This is a genomic window from Leptospira adleri, from assembly GCF_002811985.1.
In the GTDB taxonomy this organism is placed as follows: Bacteria; Spirochaetota; Leptospiria; order Leptospirales; family Leptospiraceae; genus Leptospira; species Leptospira adleri.
Window position 1 is genome coordinate 1 of the sequence record NZ_NPDU01000042.1, and the last position, 21,411, is coordinate 21,411.

21 protein-coding genes are annotated in these 21,411 nt (G+C 44.6%); 15 read left to right on the plus strand and 6 right to left on the minus strand.

What is annotated here, in order from left to right; all coding sequences use genetic code 11:
* The 5 genes from CH376_RS15370 to CH376_RS15390 form a co-directional block, all read left to right on the plus strand.
* On the plus strand, positions 1-1,146 hold a 1,146-nt coding region (locus CH376_RS15370; RefSeq protein WP_133124667.1), incomplete at its 5' end, for an outer membrane protein assembly factor.
* Between the two features lie 2 nt (positions 1,147-1,148).
* Positions 1,149-3,344: an ATP-dependent helicase gene (locus tag CH376_RS15375; RefSeq protein WP_100786467.1), complete on the plus strand. Its 2,196-nt coding sequence runs from the start codon at positions 1,149-1,151 to the stop codon at positions 3,342-3,344.
* Between the two features lie 57 nt (positions 3,345-3,401).
* On the plus strand, positions 3,402-3,842 hold the full coding sequence (locus CH376_RS15380; protein ID WP_100786403.1) for an LIC11625 family surface-exposed protein: 441 nt from the start codon (positions 3,402-3,404) through the stop codon (positions 3,840-3,842).
* 22 nt (positions 3,843-3,864) lie between these two features.
* A complete protein-coding gene (locus tag CH376_RS15385) occupies positions 3,865-4,710 on the plus strand; it encodes a 3'(2'),5'-bisphosphate nucleotidase CysQ (protein WP_100786404.1) in 846 nt (281 codons plus the stop codon).
* Between the two features lie 23 nt (positions 4,711-4,733).
* On the plus strand, positions 4,734-5,909 hold the full coding sequence (locus CH376_RS15390) for a glycosyltransferase family 4 protein (RefSeq protein WP_100786405.1): 1,176 nt from the start codon (positions 4,734-4,736) through the stop codon (positions 5,907-5,909).
* Here the strand turns inward: CH376_RS15390 and CH376_RS15395 are convergent.
* Positions 5,884-6,294, minus strand: coding sequence for a hypothetical protein (locus CH376_RS15395; RefSeq protein WP_100786468.1), 411 nt, complete (start codon positions 6,292-6,294; stop codon positions 5,884-5,886). The genes CH376_RS15390 and CH376_RS15395 overlap by 26 nt on opposite strands.
* 86 nt (positions 6,295-6,380) lie before the next feature.
* Between CH376_RS15395 and CH376_RS15400 the strand changes: the two genes are divergently transcribed.
* The 3 genes from CH376_RS15400 (at position 6,381) to CH376_RS15410 (ending at position 9,868) form a co-directional block, all read left to right on the plus strand.
* Positions 6,381-6,878, plus strand: coding sequence for a TlpA disulfide reductase family protein (locus CH376_RS15400; protein ID WP_100786406.1), 498 nt, complete (start codon positions 6,381-6,383; stop codon positions 6,876-6,878).
* A 161-nt stretch (positions 6,879-7,039) separates the two neighbouring features.
* On the plus strand, positions 7,040-9,085 hold the full coding sequence (locus CH376_RS15405; RefSeq protein ID WP_100786407.1) for an AMP-dependent synthetase/ligase: 2,046 nt from the start codon (positions 7,040-7,042) through the stop codon (positions 9,083-9,085).
* Between the two features lie 96 nt (positions 9,086-9,181).
* The gene (locus CH376_RS15410) at positions 9,182-9,868 is read left to right on the plus strand and encodes an LIC11631 family protein (protein WP_100786408.1); all 687 of its coding nucleotides are present in this window, start codon (positions 9,182-9,184) and stop codon (positions 9,866-9,868) included.
* Here CH376_RS15410 and ptsP read toward each other — a convergent pair.
* The 3 genes from ptsP to CH376_RS15425 form a co-directional block, all read right to left on the minus strand.
* Positions 9,865-11,607 carry a phosphoenolpyruvate--protein phosphotransferase gene (gene ptsP, locus CH376_RS15415; RefSeq protein ID WP_100786409.1) on the minus strand — a complete coding sequence of 581 codons (1,743 nt, stop codon included), beginning with the start codon at positions 11,605-11,607 and terminating at the stop codon, positions 9,865-9,867. The two genes, CH376_RS15410 and ptsP, sit on opposite strands and share 4 nt — an antisense overlap.
* Before the next feature lie 144 nt (positions 11,608-11,751).
* Entirely contained in the window at positions 11,752-12,657 is a 906-nt protein-coding gene (gene lpxC / locus CH376_RS15420; protein WP_100786410.1) for a UDP-3-O-acyl-N-acetylglucosamine deacetylase, read from the minus strand.
* A gap of 298 nt (positions 12,658-12,955) precedes the next feature.
* Positions 12,956-13,624, minus strand: coding sequence for an SDR family oxidoreductase (locus CH376_RS15425; protein ID WP_100786411.1), 669 nt, complete (start codon positions 13,622-13,624; stop codon positions 12,956-12,958).
* 87 nt (positions 13,625-13,711) lie between these two features.
* On the opposite strand from CH376_RS15425, the gene CH376_RS15430 reads away from it, so the two are divergent.
* The 4 genes from CH376_RS15430 to CH376_RS15445 all read left to right on the plus strand — a co-directional run bounded on the left by CH376_RS15430 (position 13,712) and on the right by CH376_RS15445 (position 16,642).
* Positions 13,712-14,377, plus strand: coding sequence for a TIGR00266 family protein (locus tag CH376_RS15430; protein WP_100786469.1), 666 nt, complete (start codon positions 13,712-13,714; stop codon positions 14,375-14,377).
* Positions 14,378-14,392: 15 nt separating this feature from the next.
* Positions 14,393-15,067, plus strand: a complete 675-nt coding sequence (locus CH376_RS15435; RefSeq protein ID WP_100786412.1) for a TIGR00266 family protein — start codon at positions 14,393-14,395, stop codon at positions 15,065-15,067.
* Between the two features lie 12 nt (positions 15,068-15,079).
* Complete coding sequence (locus CH376_RS15440) at positions 15,080-15,763, plus strand: TIGR00266 family protein (protein ID WP_100786413.1); 684 nt, start codon at positions 15,080-15,082, stop codon at positions 15,761-15,763.
* A 570-nt stretch (positions 15,764-16,333) separates the two neighbouring features.
* Positions 16,334-16,642: an LIC_10421 family protein gene (locus CH376_RS15445; RefSeq protein WP_100786414.1), complete on the plus strand. Its 309-nt coding sequence runs from the start codon at positions 16,334-16,336 to the stop codon at positions 16,640-16,642.
* Positions 16,643-16,744: 102 nt separating this feature from the next.
* On the opposite strand, the gene CH376_RS15450 is transcribed toward CH376_RS15445, so the two are convergent.
* Positions 16,745-17,332: a YceI family protein gene (locus CH376_RS15450; protein WP_100786415.1), complete on the minus strand. Its 588-nt coding sequence runs from the start codon at positions 17,330-17,332 to the stop codon at positions 16,745-16,747.
* 322 nt (positions 17,333-17,654) lie between these two features.
* Here CH376_RS15450 and CH376_RS15455 point away from each other — a divergent pair, with 322 nt between their 5' ends.
* Complete coding sequence (locus tag CH376_RS15455) at positions 17,655-18,476, plus strand: hypothetical protein (RefSeq protein ID WP_100786416.1); 822 nt, start codon at positions 17,655-17,657, stop codon at positions 18,474-18,476.
* A 119-nt stretch (positions 18,477-18,595) separates the two neighbouring features.
* Here CH376_RS15455 and CH376_RS15460 read toward each other — a convergent pair whose 3' ends face one another.
* A complete protein-coding gene (locus CH376_RS15460) occupies positions 18,596-19,219 on the minus strand; it encodes a TetR/AcrR family transcriptional regulator (RefSeq protein ID WP_100786417.1) in 624 nt (207 codons plus the stop codon).
* A gap of 135 nt (positions 19,220-19,354) precedes the next feature.
* Between CH376_RS15460 and CH376_RS15465 the strand changes: the two genes are divergently transcribed.
* Both CH376_RS15465 and CH376_RS15470 read left to right on the plus strand, forming a co-directional pair.
* Positions 19,355-20,716, plus strand: a complete 1,362-nt coding sequence (locus tag CH376_RS15465; protein WP_243394765.1) for an alpha/beta hydrolase family protein — start codon at positions 19,355-19,357, stop codon at positions 20,714-20,716.
* Between the two features lie 377 nt (positions 20,717-21,093).
* Positions 21,094-21,402, plus strand: coding sequence for a hypothetical protein (locus CH376_RS15470; protein ID WP_125231948.1), 309 nt, complete (start codon positions 21,094-21,096; stop codon positions 21,400-21,402).
* Positions 21,403-21,411 lie beyond the last annotated feature (9 nt).

The following is a 21,411-nucleotide window of genomic DNA, read 5'->3' on the forward strand; positions in this document are numbered from 1 at the left end:
TGGTCTCTCTCACTTTCTCTTTTTTATTCCTCGAGAATCTACAACGTGGGAGCCGTTTCCATCACGGAGAACAACAACCAGCAATCGATCAAGGAACAAGCGATCTATTCTCGGGACGGAGTCGGTTTTACGGTCGGGATAGGACATCGTATTTTTATCAACTGGACTCACTTCCACCGTTATTCTCCGAGTATCTACGCTTCCACAAACCCTTCCTCTCTCGTTTCCGATCAGGTTCTTGCGGAGGTGCGGAGAGGTTGGCAGTTCCGTTCTCAGATTTCAAACGGTCTCGCCTACGACATTCGGGACAACGTCTTCAATCCGACACAAGGATACGATCTTCTTTTTCAAGTGGATAACGTAGGGCAGTTGTTAGGCGGTCAATCCCACTTCGATCAGTATCGAATTCTCGCGGAATACTATCATACTTGGTTCGATTACAGTTTGTTCGGATTATTTCGGAACAACGCGCTTCGCCGATGGAGAGTCGTTCAAGAATTCAGAAGTTCTTCGCTTTTCACTTTTCAGAGAGTTCCTGCTTACGGAAAACAGGATCCGATCCAAAATCCCTACATCCAGTTGCAGGATTTGCAATTCTTAGGCGGTTACGAGTCTCTCCGCGGTTGGTTTTACAACGACGCAAAATATCCGACCGAATGGAGGGACGGTGCGGCGAGCCGAATGATTTTCGGATCCGAACTCCGATTTCCGATCGAACCTAGTTTGCTCTGGCTCGTTACCTTTTTCGACGCGGGAGCTCTTTACGAGGAAGTCAACCGTGCGCAAGGAGTTCGAAGAGATCTTTTTACGACCTACGACCAAAGAATTCTGGAAGCGCAGCAAAGGGATCCGGTGGGTTATGCGCTTACGAATTCTTACAATCTTACCGCTCTTCGAAAAGCGGACTATACGTACGAACAATTGAATAATCCGGCCAACCTCGTTCTTTCCGGAAACAATATCGCCCTCGATAAATTTCGATTCTCGTGGGGTGTGGGGCTCCGTATCCAAATTCCGGTTCTACCGCTTCGGATTTACTTTGCTCAAAAGCTGAAATACACGGGAGTCGCGGACCATCCCTTTACAAAATTCGATTCGGACAATGCGTTTCAGTTTGTCTTCGGGATCGGAGATTATAGGTTTTGACCGTGGATCCCCTCCTCGAAGGTTTAAACGAAGAACAAAAAAAAGCCGTCCTCCAAGTTTCAGGTCCGGTTCTAATCTTAGCCGGAGCCGGTTCCGGAAAGACGCGCGTCATCACGCATAGAATCGCAAATCTTCTCATCAATCACGGGATTGATAGAATCTGCGCGGTAACGTTTACAAACAAGGCCGCCGCGGAAATGCAGGAGCGAGTCAAACACCTCGTTCCATTCTTACCCGCAAATCTTCAAATCAAAACCTTTCATTCTCTTTGTCTTTATATCCTAAGAAGAGAAGCCTCGTTTTTCGGATTCGCCGGAGGTTTCACCGTTTACGATACAACTCTGCAGGAATCCCTTCTCAAACAAGTCGTGAAGGATCTTTCTCTCGACCCTAAATTTTACAAACCATCCATGCTCGGAAATTATATCAGCGGTTTGAAGGACAAGATGTTGTCACCGGAAGCCTATTTGGAAAAGGAAGGGAGAACCGATTTTTCAAAAAACGTTTCGGCGATTTATAAGGAATACGAAAAGAGAAAGGACGCGAGCAAAGCTTTCGATTTCGGGGACCTCATCTGGAAGACCGTTCAACTTTTGCAAAGATCCCCGGACGCACTTTCCAAGTATCGCCACAAATGGGAATACGTCATGGTGGACGAGTATCAGGATACGAACAAGGTCCAGTACGAACTCGTGATTCTTCTCGCGGGAGAAAAAAAGAATCTCTGCGTGGTCGGAGACGACGATCAGTCTATCTATTCCTGGAGAGGCGCGGATATCGCGAACATTCTCAACTTCGAAAAGGATTTTCCCGAGTCGACCGTCATCAAACTCGAAGAAAATTACCGTTCTTCCTCGAATATCATTCTCGCCGCGTCACGCGTCATCTCAAACAACACACAACGTAAACAGAAGGAAATTTTTACGAACAACCCCAAAGGTTCTCCGGTGGTTTTGACCGAGTATCAAAACGAATCCGAAGAGGCTCACGGGATCATTACTAGGATCCGGTCGGCGTATTCTTCCGGAACGGAATATAAGAATATTGCAATATTCTATAGAACTAATTCTCAATCCAGATATTTCGAAGAAGCGCTGCGGAACATAGGAATTCCGTATAAAATTTTCGGCGGGTTCCGATTTTTCGACCGCGCGGAGATCAAGGATTTTATCGCATATTTAAACGTTGTTTCAAACCCGCTTGATTCGGTTTCTCTTTTAAGAATCGTAAACTATCCTCCGCGCGGAATCGGAGATTCCGGAATAGACAAGATCCGGGAATTCTCTCTGGAAAAAGGGATTTCACTTTTGGAAACCTTGGGAAGAGAGGAGATTCCTCTCAAAAAAGCGGCGAAGGCGAAAGGAAAGGAACTCTTTCACCTTTTCAGCGACCTTGTGGAAAAAACGGAGAAGGGATCCTCTCCTTCCGAAATCGCATTAGAACTTTTGAATCGATCCGGTCTCATGTCCTATCTCAAAGAGGAAGGAACGGAAGAATCGATAGCCCGTCTCGAAAACCTCCAGGAACTCGTAAACTCGATCGAGGAATACGAGAAGAATTCGGATTCTCCTTCTTTGGAGGAATATCTCAATCAGATCAGCCTTCTCACGAGCGAAGAGGATACAAAGGAACTCACCGATTACGTCAATCTGATGACGGTGCATAACGCGAAAGGATTGGAATTTCAAATCGTATTCTTATCCGGATTGGAAGAGGGAACGTTTCCTCATAGTATGAGTTTGGAGGATTCTCATTTCGGAGACGAAGAGGAACGGCGTCTTTTTTACGTGGCCCTCACTCGCGCGCGCAAAGATTTGTATCTGAGTTTTTGCAGAACTTCCCGCAAATTCGGAAAAATCGAAGATAGAATTCCTTCCCGATTTTTAGCCGAGGTTCCGAAAGAATGTTTCGGAGAACAGCAGTTTGCGTCGAGAGAAAGAACCGCGAGACGTCCTCAAGGACCTCCCCTCGCGTCTAAGGTACGAGAATTGGAAGAAGAATTCGATACCGGTTTTTCCGAACCTCCTTCCGCCGATAATCTTCGATTGAAAGCAGGCGACCGGGTAAAACACAAACAATTCGGGATCGGCACGATTTTAACGGTTTCCGGAAAGGAAAAGAATACGAAGGTGGCGATTCGATTCGGAAACGTGGAGAAGAACTTTTTTGTTGCCTACACTCCGCTTGAGAAATTATAAGGAAGGGGTAAGTTTACTTCCCAGAAGTCCGATACTAGTAGCAGACAGGAAACCCAGATGAAGAAAATATTCGCGATATCTCTATTACTTCTCGTTGCCTTTTCCGGTATTTACGCCGGCAAGTCTCAAGGTGTTGTGGAAGAATTTAACAAAGTGGAAGAGTTTAACAAGAACATCAAAATTTCGGACGCTTTCAAAAAGGCCACGCTCGAAAAAAACCTGCTCTCCGCGGTAAAATACACTCTGCATCATAGATATCTTGAATACAAAGAGATCACAAAAGATCTCAATGTGGAGACCATGCTGTATGAACCGCAGAAAGGGACTTACACGGTCTATGTAAAGTATAAGAAATTTCTATTTTTCTACAGCTACAAAATGGATCCGGAAATTTATCTGCAAACTCCTGAAAACGAAGTCTTTTATATCCGTCCGGAAAACCTAGACGATCCTCATAAGGAAAACGCGAGCTCCCCCGAAGCAAAACCGGTTAAATAATTTTTTTAGAGCGTTTTCCTTCTTGGATTCGATTCAATATCTCCAGCCCGCAGTAAATTCCGTACTGGAAGCGGGCAAAATCGTATTAGAAATTTATAATTCGGATTTCAAGGTCACGGATAAGGGCGGCAACGATCCTGTGACCGAGGCCGATCTCAAAGCCGGCGCTTTGATCGGCGAAATCCTACAATCCACAAAGATTCCGGTTCTTTCGGAAGAAGATAAAGAAAGAAAGGATATCTCCAAACTGCCGGCGGCATGGATCTTGGATCCGATCGACGGAACGAGAGAGTTTGTGCATAAGAATCCCGAGTTTGCGATCAGCCTCGGTTTGTCCGTGCAAGGGAAAGCGGTCCTCGGAGTCATTTTAAATCCGGTGACGTGCGAATTGATTTTCGGGGAAGAGACGGTAGGAGTGGATTATCTGAAATTTTCGGAAATACCGAATTCTTATGAAATCGATTTCAAACGTTTCTCGAAAAAATTAAGTTCTTATTCTCCCGTAAAAACGGTTCTGATTTCGAGAACCGAAGAAAGAGAAGGACTTTTTAGCGGGGACATGCTTCCTCCCGATTGGAAATTTTCCGCGATGGGTTCTATCGCTTACAAGCTGGGTCTCGTCGCCGCGGGCGTCGCGTCCATTTCCCTTTCTCTCAAGCCGAAAAACGAATGGGACGTTTGCGCCGGCATCGCTCTTGTGAGAGCGTCGGGCGGTTCGGATCTTGAAATTCAGTCCGGCGAGCCGTATCGGTTTCAAACGATAACGGGAAGAGGAGAAGGTCTCATCGCGGGTCATTCCGAATCTTTGGACCGACTCTGGAAAAACTCAAAGAAGTATTTTCAGTCCAGTCTTAAGGATTGGAATTAAAACGATCGTCTTCGAAATTCTATATGAAAAAAAAAGAATATTCTGAAAACTTGATTGATAAGATCAAGATCGGCGTGGACGCGAGGCCGTTTTCGACGCCCGTTTCCGGAGTCGGAAAAATGATCCATAGCGCTCTTTTGGATCTTGGAAAAGACCCCAGTTTCGAATTTTATCTTTTTTCCCACAAGGATCTGCATCCGAGTTACGCGGATCTTCTTCAGCTTCCCGGGATTCGTTTTATCAAAGGAGAGGGGATTCTTTCCAAAAAGGGCGGAATCTATTTTGCGATCGCGCTTCCCCTTCAGCTTAGAAAGATCCAGCTTGATCTTTTTTGGGGAACTCAACAGGTGTTTCCTCCGTTTCTTTCCAAAAAAACTGCGACCGTTCTTACTTACAACGATCTCGTCGCATATCGTTTTCCGGATACGATGCGGACCTTGGCTCGTTTGCAGCAGAAATTCTATCTTTCGCGTTCCGTCCGCCGCGCGGACAAACTGCTTCCGATTTCGGAATCCACTCGAAACGAGGTGGCGAAATTCTTTCAAATCCCGTTCGAAAAAATGAAAGTGGTTTATCCCGGAATCGAGCTTTCCGAGTTTCAAGGGCTTCTTAAAAAAAAACCGGGGAAGCGCGTGGATTCGCTCCCCAAAAAATACTTTCTTTCCGTTTCCACGGTGGAACCCCGAAAAAATTATCGTTTCCTATATAACGTATATTTGGAATATTCTAAATCCGTAAAACGTGAGTCTAAGTTTTCCTGGGTAATCGGCGGAAAGGCCGGCTGGGAAGATCCGGAATTTATCGAAACCCTCCGAAGCCAAAAAAGCAAAGAAATGGGAATCCACTGGATTGAAAGTCCGACCGACGTCGAACTCGCCCACATGTACAAAAAGTGTTCCCTCTTTTTATTCTCTTCTTTGTATGAAGGTTTCGGAATTCCCCTTTTGGAAGCGCTCAGTCTGCAAAAACCGGCGATCGTTACCGATCTTTCTGTGTTTCGCGAAATCGGCGGGAATCAGATTCGATATTTAGAACTGGAACAGGATCTTTGGGTAAAGGCGCTTTTGGATTATTCGAAAAAACCGTATCCCGGTAAAAAAGTGGATATTCGAAAATTCTATCGAAGCGTCGCCGCGAAGACGATCGCGGATCAAATCCGAGAAGTATTGAATTCTAAAACCATTTCCTCCAACCGCTGAGCCTATTCAGAGTTCCTGAAAATTCCAGGCCGATTTTGGAATCGATTTGAAGGTGAATCCTCTCCCGATCCAAAGGTTGGAGCCGGATCGTAAAAAATTCTTCTTCGTTTTTGAAACTTAGATAATCCGGCAGAAATTCAAGAACGTGCTTTTTCGAACTTCCGTTAAAAGGAATCGCGAAATTCTTTTCCGTTTCCTTTCCTTTCAAAAGAATCAAGATTCGATTTTCTCGAAACTCCAGTTTTGCTTTTCGATTTGTTTCCGAAAAATAAGCTTCTTTGGTAACGGGAGTGGAGATCATCCCGGAACCTGCAAATCGATCTTTGTTCAGATAATCAAAGAATTCTTCCGGTCCGGAAAAGTAATTGTAGAAGACTGGATTCACTGATGGATCCAGTTTGAAAGCGGCTCGCAAGCTGGAAAGATTTTTTCCATTTACATTCTTTTCGATTCTAAGAAGATGTTGGGAAGATGTTCAGAACCCTTTTTCTTTTTACGCTTATCGTGAGCCTCTTCTTCGACTGCAACTCTGCCAAAGAAGAATCGATTCTCTACAAACTCGAACTTTCCGATACGGAAGGCCGAGCTACAAGTCTCAAGGATTATAAGGGAAAGGTTTTACTTTTGGACGTTTGGGCTTCTTGGTGCGAACCTTGTAAGGAAGCCGTTCCCGTTTTGGAAAAAATTTCCAAGGACTTGGAAGGTAAGAATGGAACTCTTCTGGGGATCAATACCGAGCCGGAACTTTCCAAAGCCGAACTCCTCAAAGCCTCTCAGGAATTCGGGATGACGTATCCGTCATTGGTGGATCGGGATTTCGCGTTGATAAACGAATACAAAGTCGAAGGACAACCGGCGCTTCTGGTGTTCAGCGTTTCCGGAAAACTCCTGAAAATTCAGTACGGAATTGTGGAAAGAGATTATCCGAAACTCAGAGCCAGCTTTTCGAATTGGTTCACTGCACCATAGTATTGTATAACGCGGTAAATAAATAAGGTCTTCGGGAAACGCTTTGGAAAAAAAGGGTTTATTTCTGAGGTTCGATATTTAATTTTGAATACTTACCGGCAGGATCTTGCCGGAATTCCTAAGTTGTATTGAACTAAAGATATCAGGAGTGAATGAGTTTCATGGCGGAAAACTTAGCCCAGCTATTTCGTGAATCTGCGGAAAAATTCCGGGACCTACCGGCTTTCTTTTCAAAGGATTCCAAGAAGGACTACTATCCTACTACATACGGTCAACTGTACGAACAAGGTTTGAATCTTGCGGAAGCTTTGATCGAGTTAGGTGTTCAACAAAAACAAAGAGTAGGTTTGATCGCAGACAACCGTATCGAATGGATGATCGCAGACTACGGCGTGATTTTATCCGGTGCCGCCGACGTTCCGCGCGGAACTGACATTACAGATTCTGAAATCGTTTATATTCTCAATCACTCGGAAGTCGAAGTCGTTTTTATCGAAAACGATAAAATGCTCGAGAAGTTTAATAGAAACAAATCCCAGCTCAATAACGTGAAGACCATCATTCTTTTGGACCCTGCGAGCACAGCTCCCGGCGTTCTGAAAATGCAGGATCTCATTGAGAAAGGAAAAAAACTCAGAGAAGGCGGATCTAGAAAAGCGGAAGAAAGAATCGCCGCGATTCAAGCGGAAGATCTTTTCACTCTGATCTATACCTCCGGAACTACGGGACTTCCTAAAGGTGTTATGTTGAAACATTCCAACATGATGCACCAAGTAAACCACGTAAGTCCGATGCTCAATATCCAGCCGAAGGCTCGTCTTCTTTCCATTCTCCCGATTTGGCACGTTTTCGAAAGAGTAGTCGAATACGTTTGCCTCGGACTGGGAGCGGCGACCTATTATACGAACGTGAGAGATCTTCGTCAGGATTTGGCGACGGTGAAACCTACGTTTATGGGTTCCGCGCCCAGACTTTGGGAGAACATTTACAACGGAATTTATACAAGAATCAACGACCCGGCTCAAACTCCGGCGCTTCGCAGAGGTCTTTTCAAACTCGCGTATTTCTTCTCGAGCAAGAAAAACCAAGCGGTTCGCTTTTTGACCGGAATTCAGGTCGACTACCGTGGAAGAAATCCGATCAATTCCTTCTTTTACGGAATTCTTATGTTCGTTCAGCTTCTTTTGACCGGACCTTTTACATTAACCGTCATTGCGGGTGCGTTAGGCGCCTTTCTGGCGGGAACCGAGTTTCACTTTCTGACTTCTCCGCTTTATACGATCGCCGGTTTAGCCGTGTTCTTAAACAGCTTTACGTTGGATCGTATCGTACTTGCAAAGATCAGAGCCGCTACGGGCGGTCAACTCAAAGCCTCCATTTCCGGCGGCGGCGCGCTTCCTAGACACGTTGACGAATTCTTCGGAAACATCGGGATCAACGTTTTGGAAGGTTATGGAATGACGGAAACGTCTCCGGTTATTTCCGTAAGAACTTTCGAAAAATTGATCATCGGTTCCGTGGGTGTGGTCGCTCCAAAAACCAGACTTCAGATTCGTAACGATAACAACGTGGTTCTCACCGAGATCGACGAAGAAGGCAAGATTTCTCAAGGAAAGCTCGGCTTGAAAGGGGTAGTCTTTGTCAAAGGACCTCAAGTGATGAAAGGTTATTTCAAAAACGAAGAGGCGACTTCCAAGGCCATCCAAGACGGCTGGATGAACACCGGCGATATGGGGATGATCAACTTCAAAAAGACCCTGACATTGACGGGACGTGCAAAAGACACCGTGGTTCTTTTGGGTGGAGAAAACGTGGAGCCGGTTCCGATCGAAAACAAGCTCCAAGAATCCGCTTATATCAGCCAGTGTATGGTGATCGGTCAGGATCAGAAGAATTTAGGCGCGATCATCGTTCCCGATTTCGAGAAGCTCCAAGAGTGGGCGAAAGAAAACGGAATCAACGAACCGAACAACGAGAAGCTGATCGAAAATCCGAAAGTGTACGACCTCTACAGAAAAGAGATCAAGGCCCTCAACAATACGAAAAACGGATTCAAATCCTTCGAACAGGTGACTCCTTTTATCATCATCTCCAAACCTTTTGAAGTGGGTGAAGAGTTGAACAACATGATGAAAATGAAACGTCACGTGATCACCGAAAAATACATCGATAAGATTAAGAAAATCTACGCTACCAATCAAGATTAGAATTCTCCGATCTTTTCGAATGGAAAAAGCCAGCCCTCAAAGCTGGCTTTTTTTATTTCTTCTGAGAATTGGAAGCCGCACCGATAGAAATAATATATGGCCGGCACTCAGAAACAACTCCAGAAATCCTCGGTATTTTCCCCCTCCGGACACGGAGATTTATACGCCTTGGATAATCTTTATCTTTCTCCTATGAGAGAAAACGAGGTCTGGAATTTTTCCCAGGTCGCCCAGTTCTCACTTTACAACTTGGGATTTCTTTGTATGCGTTCGATTCTTACTTCGGGCCGATCCAAAGACGCGATTTCGGTCGGAGGTTTTACACCGGGATTTGTAAGAGGTCTATCGAAAATCGACGGGTTTGAAAACTGGAACCGCTTCCGGACGGAAGGATTTATTCCCAGAGTGATCGGGAAAGAATTTCCCCTCGCGATGAATTCCGAAATTCATCCGATCCTCAATCCTGCTTTGGCCTCTTATGAAAAAGAATTATTCGAAGAATGGAATCCGAAGGCTGTTTCGATTTTAGGAACCTGGGAAAATCAGGAAATTCTGATGACCGGAGTTTCTCTTCCGGAAGACGAGAAAAATCTTCCGAAACTCCTGAAGGATTTGATTCAAACCCTTTCGGGAACCTGCGGTAAGTTCTATCTTCGTACGGATAAACATTCTTATCTTTGTCTTAAAAAGGATAAGGACAACTTAGGTCCGGTTTTCTTTCAGGAGAAAGAAAAGGTATGGGATTCTTTCGTATTTCTGATTTTGGAAAAAGAAGTTTCTTAACTCAAGTGTTTGCTGAAGAGAAAGGCTTCGATGTTTTCGTAGTTTTCCTCTTCCGAAAGTTCTATGATTTTTTTTACCAGAGTTCCGGCCTGATGAAGCGAGACGGAACGAATGATTTTCCGAATCGGATTTAAGAAAGGGATCGAAACCGAAAGATCCCGAATCCCGATTCCGATTAAGAAGATCGTAAAATTCGTATCCGATGCAAGTTCTCCGCAGATCCCCAGAGGTTTGTCGTAATCCCTAGAAACTTCCACGATTCTTATCAAAGCCCGCAGAAAAGCGATGTGATAAGGATTGTAAAGAGAAGACACGTGGATATTGTTTCGATCCACCGCCATGATGTATTGTAAAAGATCGTTTGTTCCCACCGAAAAAAAATCGGCTTCTCTCGCGATCAGATCCAAAGCGGAAACCGCGGCGGGAGTTTCGATCATCACTCCGACCTTAATCTTCTTGTTGAACTTCTCTTTTTGAGCGCTCAGTTTACGTTTGCATTCTTCCAATAGTTCCCTGGTTTTGACGATCTCCGCGGGGCCCGTGATCATCGGCAAAAGAATACTCACGTTTCCGAACGCGGAGGCTCGCAAAATCGCCGTTAGCTGCTCGCTGAACCATTCCGGATTCGATAGGGAATAACGGATTCCTCTGTTTCCCAAAAACGGGTTTTCCTCTTCCTCTCCCGTCGAAAATTTATCGGCCCCGATATCGAAAGTTCGGATCGTAACGGGTTTGTCCTCCATTCCTTCCGCGATCGCTTTGTATGCCCGAAACTGTTCTTCTCCGGAAACGTTGCTGTCCTGGTATTTTAAGAATAGGGATTCGCTTCGAAAGAGGCCGACTCCTTCCGCACCGGAACGGATCGCTTGTTCGCAGTCGAGTTCGGATTCTAAATTACATTTGATTTTGACTCGGATTCCGTCCTTGCTGACGGCCCTCATTTTTTTGGTTCCGCTTTCCTCCACCGGATAAGTGGAACTGAACCCGTAGTATTTTACCTCTTCCAAGGTTGGAAATCGTACTACGTTTCCGGCCTCCGCGTCCAAGAGGATGAATTCGTTGTCTTTTACATAGGTGGAAAAATCTTTTAGACCTACCACAGTGGGAATTCCGTAGTTTCTCGCGAGGATCGCCATGTGACCCGTTTTCCCGCCGAGATCGGTAGCGATACCGCGGATTCTCGTTTTGTCCATAAGAATCATCTGAGAAGGGGTGAGTTCTCTTGCGACCAGAATGAGATCCTCTTTTAATCCGGACAGAATGGAATCCTCTTCTTTTTTGCCCGCGATAAATTCGATCAATCGGTTGGAGACGTCGTGGAAGTGATCCACTCTTTCCCGAAAAAACTCGTTCTCCATTGCCCTAAATTTTTCGGAGATTTCGTGAGTTACGTTTTGAACCGCAAGAATCGCGTTTTCTCCGAGGTCCAAAATTCTTTTTTGAACCGAAGTGGAAAGGCTCGGATCCGAGCAGATCATCGCCTGGGTTTCTAAAATTTCCTGAACTTCTTTGTGATCCGGTCCGGAGGCTTCTACGGATGTGATAAGGATTCGAAGACTTTCCAGGCTTTCTTCCAGAGCCGTCTTAAACTTTTCGATCTCTTCTTCTTTAGCGGATTCGTGGACGTAAGTTCCGGTTAGGATCGTATTCCTCTTTTTTCCGGTTTTGAGGACCTTACCGTATAGTTTTCCCGGGAAAGCGGTGATTCCGGGAAAAACTGTCCTTTTAGAGGGGATCATTTATAGAGTTGATTTCCGAGTGAAAACTCGACTACAGAATTCTTGAAAAGAAGAATCTGACAATTCTTTTCTAAAAAAGGCGGGTTTTGGTCCGGACAAACCACGACCCCTGGCGGGGTCGAAATAGAATCGGCAAACGATTTTTTAGACGATCGCCGCCTTTCTTTTGAAAAGGGGAGTTCTCCGGCTTTTGTATTTGCTGATTTCATCCCCGGTAACGCTGCTCATTACCAACTTTGCCATGGAGATATCGAGTGCGTGTCCGGCCTTCGAAGCGAGATAATGTCCGATGATCGGACGTCCGGCGATGGATATATCGCCGAAAAGGTCCAAAATTTTGTGGCGGACGCATTCGTTTTCAAAACGGAGCTGCTGGTTTAAGTATCCGTCTTGGGTCAAGACGATTGCGTTGTCTAAGGATCCGCCCATCGCCAAACCTCTGGCTTGCAGGGCTTCTACATCCTTTAAAAACCCGAAGGTTCTCGCGGGAAGAATTTCCTGTTTTATCTTTTCTCGGTCCAAAGAGATCGTAATACTTTGTCCTTTGAGAAGAGGGTGAGGGAAGTCGATCGTATAAGTTACTTTGAGTTCGTCGCTGGGAAGGAGAACCAAATATTTGTCTCCGTCTACGACCCAGAGCGGATTTTGCACATAGATCGGTTCTACGACTTCCGGATATTCTACGATTCCGACTGATTCCAGGGCTTGTAAGAATGGAAGGGAAGAACCGTCCATGATCGGCACTTCAACTGCGTCGATTTCAAGAATGAGATCGGTCAGTCCTAAGGCATAAACCGCTGCCAAAAGGTGCTCCACCGTTTGAATTCGATAGAGACCGTCTCCTAAGGTTGTCGCGTTGCTCGTATCCACAACGTTGCTCAGTTCCGCTGGAATCGAGGCTTTTTCTTGCCCCTTGCGATATTCAAAAACGATTCCCGTGCCGGATGCGGCCGGATGGGCGACTAGATTCACTTCCTTTCCGGAATGAAGTCCGATTCCCTTGATTCTAACTGTATCCTGGATGGATTTTCTATATATGGTTTCTTTCATAGTTTGTGCATTTTCGATCTTTCCAGAGGTCCTTATTCAAAAGACGGAATCGGGTGGATCGAAGTTCGCTTTTCGTATTGAAGAGGAGGATCGAATTATGATATTTCACGGTCTCGTCCCGGCCTCTTTCCCCTATAATAAGCAAGGTCTATGCCAAAGGGTGTATTAAAACCGGTTTTTTCAAGCCACTGAGGAGGTGTTTAGGGCAGGATGCGACATAATTTGAAATAAATTTCTGACAAACCGTCTCTTTTTTGCAACAGTGTATCGGCCGGGACACAGGTTATTGTCCCATCGATCACCAGGGCAATTCTTCTCCGTTTTGATGAAAGAATTTACCGGAGCTTGCGAGATTTAGGGCTTCGATTCGTTCCGCTAATCCGACAACACTTTCTTCCGTTGAAATCCCTTGTCGTCCGGTCATTTCCGTCGCGACCATTCCGGGATGGAAGATTCCGACCGAGATTCCTTGAGAAGAAAGATCTCTTGCAAGACTGACCGCGATCGCGTTCAGTGCGGCTTTCGATGCGCGATATCCGTAGTAAGAACCCGAACTATTGTCCGCTATGGATCCCATTCTACTCGTTAAAAAAACCAACTTAGCGTTGGGTTTGAGAGACGGAAGAAGTGCATGAACTACTTTCAACGGTCCAAGCGCGTTGACTAAGAATTGGGTGATGATATTGTCCTCGTCGAGACTTTGCAGATTGTCCGGAATCAAAATTCCCGCATTGTTGATGAGGATATCTATTTTTGTGTCCAAAATTTTCGAAGTCAATCCTTGGATCGAGTTCGAGTTGAGAACGTCGATTCCTTCAAAGATCTGCGTGGGTTTCAGACGAACGAGCTCCGTGGAACTCTTTCTGCAAAGAGCAAACACCTGATCTCCTTTCGAGAGAAAGTGTTTTGTAAGTTCCAATCCGATTCCGCGGTTTGTTCCGGTGATGAATACGTTTCTTTGTGTCATAGTGTTACTCCAATGTAATTCTTAGGATCGCTTCTGAAAACACTTTTCGATTGACGTTTGGGTCAATTTATTTACATTGCTGCTTCTATGAATTACGAGATCATCCACAAACCTTCGTATTCTTTTTTAAAAGTAAAATTGTCACCCGGTGAAACCATCAAAGCCGAAGCGGGCGCGATGGTCTACATGACCCCCGGGATCGACGTTGAAACCAAAATGGGTAGCGGATTTCTTTCCGCACTTTCCCGGCGATTTTTCGGAGGAGAATCCTTTTTCTTCAACGTCTTCAAGGCTCCTTCCGCCGGCGCGGAGATCGGCTTTGCGCCCGAACTTCCGGGAGACGTAGTCGGAATCGATCTCACGGACAACGGTCTTCTCGTGGAAGCGGGCGCGTATCTCGCTTCGGACGAAACGATCACGATGAAACCTAGGTTCGGCGGACTACGTTCTTTTCTCGGCGGAGAGGGAGTTTTTCTTTTGGATGTGACCGGCAACGGAAAACTCTTTCTGAATTCTTACGGAGCCATTCTTCCGATCGAAGTAAAAGGCGCTTATACGATCGATACGGGTCACGTTGTCGCTTTTGATAAAACTCTTCAGTATAAAATCGGAAAAGCCGGAGGAAGTTGGAAATCCACCCTTTTCGGCGGCGAAGGTTTGGTTATGGAGTTTACCGGTCACGGTAAAATTTTGATTCAGACTCGGGTTCCATCGGGATTCTTATCCTGGCTGACGGGGCTGCTTCCTCAATAAGGAAAAGGTAATATTATGAATATTGAAATTCTTAGCAAACCGTCTTATAGTTTCGCAAAGGTGACTTTGAACGGCGGAGAATCCATTAAAGCCGAATCGGGTTCCATGATGTCGATGAGCAATGGGATCACGATTCAAACTCACAAAGCGCAACAGGGCGGATTCTTAAAAAGTTTGAAGGCCGCGTTCCTCGGCGGCGAATCCTTTTGGATGAACACGTTCACGGCTTCTTCCGGAAACGGAGAAGTTTTACTCGCGCCGACTCTTCCGGGCGACGTGGATAAGATCGATCTGGCGGGCACTGTTTACGTTCAATCGAGTTCCTTTCTCGCATCTTCGCCAAACATAGAAATGGATACGAAGTTCCAAGGTTTGAAAGGATTTATCAGCGGTGAATCCCTATTCTTCTTAAAACTTTCGGGAAACGGACCTCTTCTCATTTCCAGTTACGGCGGAATCGACGTGCTACAGGTAGACGGAGAAATGATCGTGGATACCGGTCATATCGTGGCTTTTGAAGAAGGACTCAACTACGAGATGACCAAGTTCGGCGGTTGGAAGTCTTTCTTTTTAGGCGGAGAAGGTTTTGTCGCGCGTTTTAAAGGAAGGGGTAGAGTTTGGATTCAATCCAGAAACGTTCCGTCCCTGGGAAGTTGGTTCAGAAATCAACTGCCTCCGATCAAAAGATAAGGAGAATGAATCGTGAAACATGAAATATTACTAAAACCTGATTTTCCAATCGTACAAGTGGAACTAGAAAACGGAGAAACGATTCGAGCCGAATCCGGAGCGATGGTCGCGATGAGTCCCACCGTAAAGATGACCACAAAAGCGGAAGGCGGAATCTGGGCTTCCGCCAAACGCGCGTTACTCAGCGGCGAATCCTTTTTTCAAAACACGTTTAAGTCGGAAGGCGGGACCGGAACTCTTTTTCTTACGAGTCAGACTCAAGGCGATATCGAATACCGCAAAATGAAAGGCGAAGAATTGATACTCAGTCGAGGCGCTTACGTGGCGGGCTCCGAGTCTTTGGCCATCGACAGCAAATGGGGAGGATTCAAAGGTTTTTTTTCCGGAGAAGGACTTTTCTTTTTGAAGGTGAGCGGAGCGGGAGATCTATTCTTTTCGAGCTTTGGTGCGATTCATACGATCGAAGTAAACGGTCAATATACGGTGGACACGGGTCATATCGTCGGCTTTGAAGGAACTTTGAACTATACGATCCAAAAGGTCGGCGGTCTCAAGTCCTTGTTTTTGAGCGGAGAAGGTTTGGTCGCCGTGTTTTCCGGAACGGGGAAACTCTATATCCAATCCAGAAATCAAAACGCATTCGCCGGCTGGGCCAACCAATGGAGAAGGGTTGAAAAATCCTCTTCTTCCGGTTAAATTATAAAAATCAATCTAAGGATCCCGGTCATTGGACGGGGAACTTAGATTGATTTCTGCCCTTTCTCTTTCCATTCTAAATATCCAAATTCCAATCGACTTTCAATTTGCCTTTTGAAGTTTTGCCTGCGAAAAAATAAGAACTAATATATTCAAAAAAATGAATCTATTTTTACGATAAGCGGCTGTGCGCCGACGATATTCTAATTCTCCAAACCACAATTTCGCGTTCGAATTATAGAAACAGGAGTTGAATCCGCGTAAAGTCGCTTATCAAATCGATCGTTTGCCGATCTGCTTTAATAGAACCCGTCAAATCGGAGTTTCGGTATTGCCGGGCTTTTGTGGAACTCGTTTGATTTTTGAAAAGGTGATGCCTGATTCAAAAGCAAAACGTACTTTTACAAAGCAATTCTAAAATTACTTCTCATTTCTTAAGTATCGCCGAACAAGTATATTCAAAAAGCAGAATGGACTCGAGCCGTAAAAAAAATATCGATGGATTCAGTTCCGGCTTGGAAAAATGAAAGCGCCGTATGAAATCGGATCAATCGATTTAGGAGTAGGACCATGAAGAAAATCATAGCGCTCGCGCTTTTTCTTTCCGTATTTTCCACCGGAATTTTTGCCATTTCGGAAATGGAAACGCTGTTGATAAAGGAAGCGACGAACCCGGAATTAAAAAAGATCGCCAAAGACTATCTGCTGAAAAAAGCGAAGGACCACAAGGATCTGGCCGAGAAATACAAATCTCTCGCCACACGAAGCCAAGGCGGTAAGGCAGCTTCTTCGAATGAAGAACACAAAAAGTACAAAAAATTAGAAGAACATTGTATTCAAGAGGCGACCGAATACGAAAAAGAGGCGGGCAAACTCTAAACTTTTTAAAACCTCCCTCGTATTTTTATAAGGGAGGTTTTTTTAGAAACAGGTTTTATTCATTGAAATTCTATCGAATAAAACGCGGAATCCATTTAAGTTTTATTCCGCTACTGCCTCGCCTTCGATCTTAATCGAAACTTCTTCACCGACCAAAACTCCGCCGGTTTCCAAAGCCTTGTTCCAAGTGAGACCGAAATCCTTGCGATTGATTTTTGTTTCAGCCTCGAACGCAAAGTGAACGGTTCCCCACGGATCTTTAGCGGAACCGTTGAAAGTAACGTTCAATACGACCGGCTTCGTCACACCTTTGATCGTAAGCTCGCCCGCGATTTTAGAAACGGATCCTTTTTTTACTGTGGCCTTTGCGGATTTAAAAGTGAGAGTAGGAGTTCCTTCCGCGTCGAAGAAATCCTTGGACTTCAAATGACCGTCGCGTTTTTCATCGTTAGTGAAGATGGACGCGCTTTGGATCGTAACATCCAGAGCGGAAAGGGCCCCCGATTTTTCGTCAAAGCTAAACTTCCCTTGGAATTCTTTAAAAGAACCCGAAACGTTGTTTAAGCCGAGGTGTTTGATTTTAAAACCTACGGAAGTGTGAGCCGGATCCAATTTAAAATTGCCGGCCTCAAGACCTGTCAGTGATAACAGGATTACAAAGAACGCGAAAGAAATTCTTTTCAAGTTCATTCAAATGCTCCTTACCCGATGTTCGGATGAATTAGGACTAGAAGAATTTCCTCTCATAAAAATTTCAATATATTTTCTAAAAATTCCATATAACAGAATAAAGAACAAGATTTTGGTCAAAATGAATCGTTTCATCTTCACTTTTAGGTCAAAAGCTAAGTTGAGTGGAAGTTAAATGCGACTTCTGTTTCCAAGGTAAAAACGACTCTGAACCCGGACATTCTTCTATGTTTCGTTCTCGGGTTTTGGATTTGTATGCTCCGTCCGAAAAATACGAATCGATTTCCTAAGTTCCATCGGTTGTGGATCTAAGGAAAGAAGATTGGGTTATCATACGCAAAATATCATTACCTCCTTCGAGTCTGAAACGGATAAAGATATCATCGCCGAGATGAAAGCGTTTTTCCCGCTTGCCAAGGTGAAAGAATTTCATTCGGACTTTCACGGTATCGTCGCTCAAGTGGAAAGAGACGAGTTGATGAGAGAATGCGCCGTCGAGGATGTGCAAGATCTTGAAGAGGAACTGGCTCTTATCGATGAGAGGACGATCGAATTTACGAAACATTTTCCGAAGAAAATTTTCGTTTATATCGAAGTAGATTGTTTCGGGGGAATTTGTCATTACGACGGTTTCAGCGTAAAGGATGGAATTAAAATTCTTACTCAAGAATCTACCGAGAGCGGACATATACCTCTCTTAAAAAGTATTTTTCCAACGTATGAAAGAATTTATTTCGAACCTTTTATCAGGGATTTTTTTATCCAAAAGGGAAGAATCGAAGGAGTCATCCAGGACTTTTCTCTCGGCGGACTTTTTATCGGATTCAATTCGGAATATACGGATACTTCCTTGTATAGAATCGACGCGGGTTCCAATTATCTTTTTTTTGAAAGAATGGAAGAATATTATTTTCTCTTCGAATCGAAAGAAAAATCGGATGATATAAAAGTTTCAGGGGTCATCTATAACGACGATAAGGAAATCCTACGGGAGATCGAAGATCATATCCTCGAAACATTCTTCATTATGACGCACACGATCGCGATTTATATGGACGGGGTTTTGGAGCCGAAACGATTTGAAAATAAAGTAGAATCTCGTATTAAAAAACGAAAATCCTTTTGGCGAAGATGGATCGACTGAAGTAAGAAGCAACTTCCGCATCTTTTTTTTTCGTAATCTGAATCGGAAATATCAACTAGACGCGCGGTCTTTATTGTTTTGTTCCGGGTCACATCGAGAAAATTCCACGACTTCGCTTCCTATTTTCGTAACAGATAAGAACTGATCATCGAGGCGGTTTCGCGAAGAATCGTCTCCGGGTCGACGTCAAAGCCGTGTAAAACCATATAACTTACGATATCGTCCATCGCTCTTTGTGCGATCAAAAGACGAGTCGGTTCGGAACGCAATTCCAGTGTTCCACCGAAGTGAAGGAGTAATTTGGAGGCTTCTTTCCGAATTCTTTCGCGTTCTATTTTTTTTACAGCCGCCGCTATATTTTCATCGGTTAGAGAAAGAATAGCGAGTTCCCGATGCAGCTTCGGATTTTTCAAAGCGGATTTTTTCATTCGGACAAGGATTTCATAAAGAATGACCCCGAGATCGGATTCTCCTTTCAGAGTGTCGATCGTGTCGGCTGCAAGATTTCCGTAAAATTCTTCGCTGTATTTCCTTATGATTTCCAAGGCGATATCGTTTTTATCGCGGTAATACGAGTAAAAGGTTCCGATCGAAACGCCGGCGGCGTCTACTATATCCCGAATCCCGGTTTCTGAATATCCTCTTTGTTTTACGAGTTTGTAGGCGGCTTCGATGATTTTTTCCTTCGTTTCAATCGAACGGCTTTGGATCGGGCTTCGAACTTTCTTTTTTTTGGGACTCATCGATTTCTTCGTACGTCCGGGGAATTTTTTTCCAGATTCTAAGAATGTGAACAAAGTTCAAATTTTTTATTTGCGTCGAATTTCGCGAAATTTAAATATGAACAATGTTCATATTTTGGAACAGGAGGTGAATTTATGAATCCAATCAAAAAACTTAGAATCGAGGCCGGAAATTTGAACGGGAAGAATCGAATCATTCCTTATCGTAAGGAATCTGGAACGAAAGGAGGCATTCTTATCGGAATGAAGTTTTTACTATTTCTGATTCTTTCCATCATTTTCTTGATTCATTGCGGGAAGTCCGGACAAATTCGTTTTTTTAAGGACCAGGCTTATCACTTTCAAACCTTACGCGCGTTAAACGACATTAGGGCCGATGGAGCGGATACCGGAGAGGTTTTCGAGGCGGTCCGTCAGATTCGGGAAGGCGATTCCGAAAGTTGGTTCTTGACTTGGGAAGCTCTGGCAGAGCGAGTTTTGGAAAGAGGTGAAAAAATAAAGAATCCGATGAGCCGAGGTTATGCCTATCTTCGCGCTCATAACTATGTAAGAACCGCGGAATTTTTTCTCTCTCCGGAAGATAAAAGAAGGCTTCCTTCTTTTCAAAAAGGTGTGGATCTTTTTTACAAGGGTTTGGATACGCTCTTGGTCCGTTACGAACGGATCAAGATTCCGTACGAAGGTAAACAACTCAATGCGGTTTATTATCCAGGTCCGGCGGGTTTCGAAAAAAAGCCGTTGATCGTTCTTGTGGGAGGTTTTGATTCCACATTGGAAGAATTGTATTTTGTCTTAGTGAAGAGCGCGTTTGAACGCGGTTACGGAGTTCTTACCTACGAAGGCCCGGGACAAGGTTCCGCGATTAGAACACAAAACTTAGGATTTATTCCGGAATGGGAAAAGCCGACCAAGATCGTAATCGATGCCTTCCTTTCAAAACATTCGAAGCCGAAGGAAATGATTTTGGTAGGCATGAGTTTGGGAGGATACTTGGCTCCGCGTGCGGCGGCCTTTGACGATCGATTTTCGGGAGTTGTGGCTTACGACGTCTTGTACGATTTCGGGGAAGTGGCGGAGAATACGGTTCCAAGTTTCGTTCTCTGGTTAAAAAAGAATCGATACGACGGTCTCATCGAAGTTTTAGTTTCGATTAAATCCGCGTTTTCTCCCAGTTTCGCCTGGGGAGTTAAGAACGGGCGATGGACTCTGAAAACGGAGAACGCAAGGGAAACGTTAGACGCTTTTTCAAAGTATTCTTTGGAAACCGTCGCTTCCCAAATCAAACAAGACGTTCTGATTCTTGCGGGAACCGAAGATCATTTTATCCCGCTCAAACAAGTGGAAGATTTTAAATCGAAGTTAACGAACGCAAAGAGCGTTACAACGGTGATTTACGATAGAGCATCGGGTGGCGCGGAACACTGTCAGTTCGGGGCTCAATCTCTCTGGCACGCTGATTTTTTTGATTGGATGCTGAGATTTTCGGATAAGAAATAAATTATTTCAATTCGTTTGAATGTTAAAAATTAGAGAAAGGGAGCCTTGTTAGAAAATTCTCTCAGGGCTTTCTCATTCTTCCCTTTTTTAATCCGAAATGAATTTTGCGAAGGTCTCCGTTTCCAATGTCGACGGCCGATTTACCGTTATTCGGTAAAACCGATCTTGTTGTTTTGGACCGACCGATCGCTCTTAGAATGAGGTCGTTTGTTGTGTCGGGGAAGATTTTTGATCCTTACATTTTTTCAATCGAATCGAAAAGTCGGGGTTTTGGCTTTGGGTAGTTCCCGCAATACGGTGATTCCCTATAGACGAGAACGATTTTCGGATGTAGTATGAGTTTTGTCATTCGAGTGAATGGCAAGAGAGAAATTCCAATGAAAGCAAACGTAAGAATTCTGTTTCCATTTCTGGGGATTTTTAGTTTTCTCGTTTTTTTCGGTATGAGTTGTCAGCCGTATTTATATCGAAATTACAACGACTGCGCCGCGAACTACGCTGGAAATTGCGAGGGCTATCGCGGTTATTCTTCTTATGGATATCAAAACCGTGCGGGATATCCGAATTACTATCGAAATCAGTCTTATGGTACGTTCGGAACCGGCGGCGGTTATCGGCACAACCCGATGCACATTCCTTCCGGTAGATTTCACAATCTCGGCCGTCCGAGTCATTGGAAACTTTAGAACGGAGAA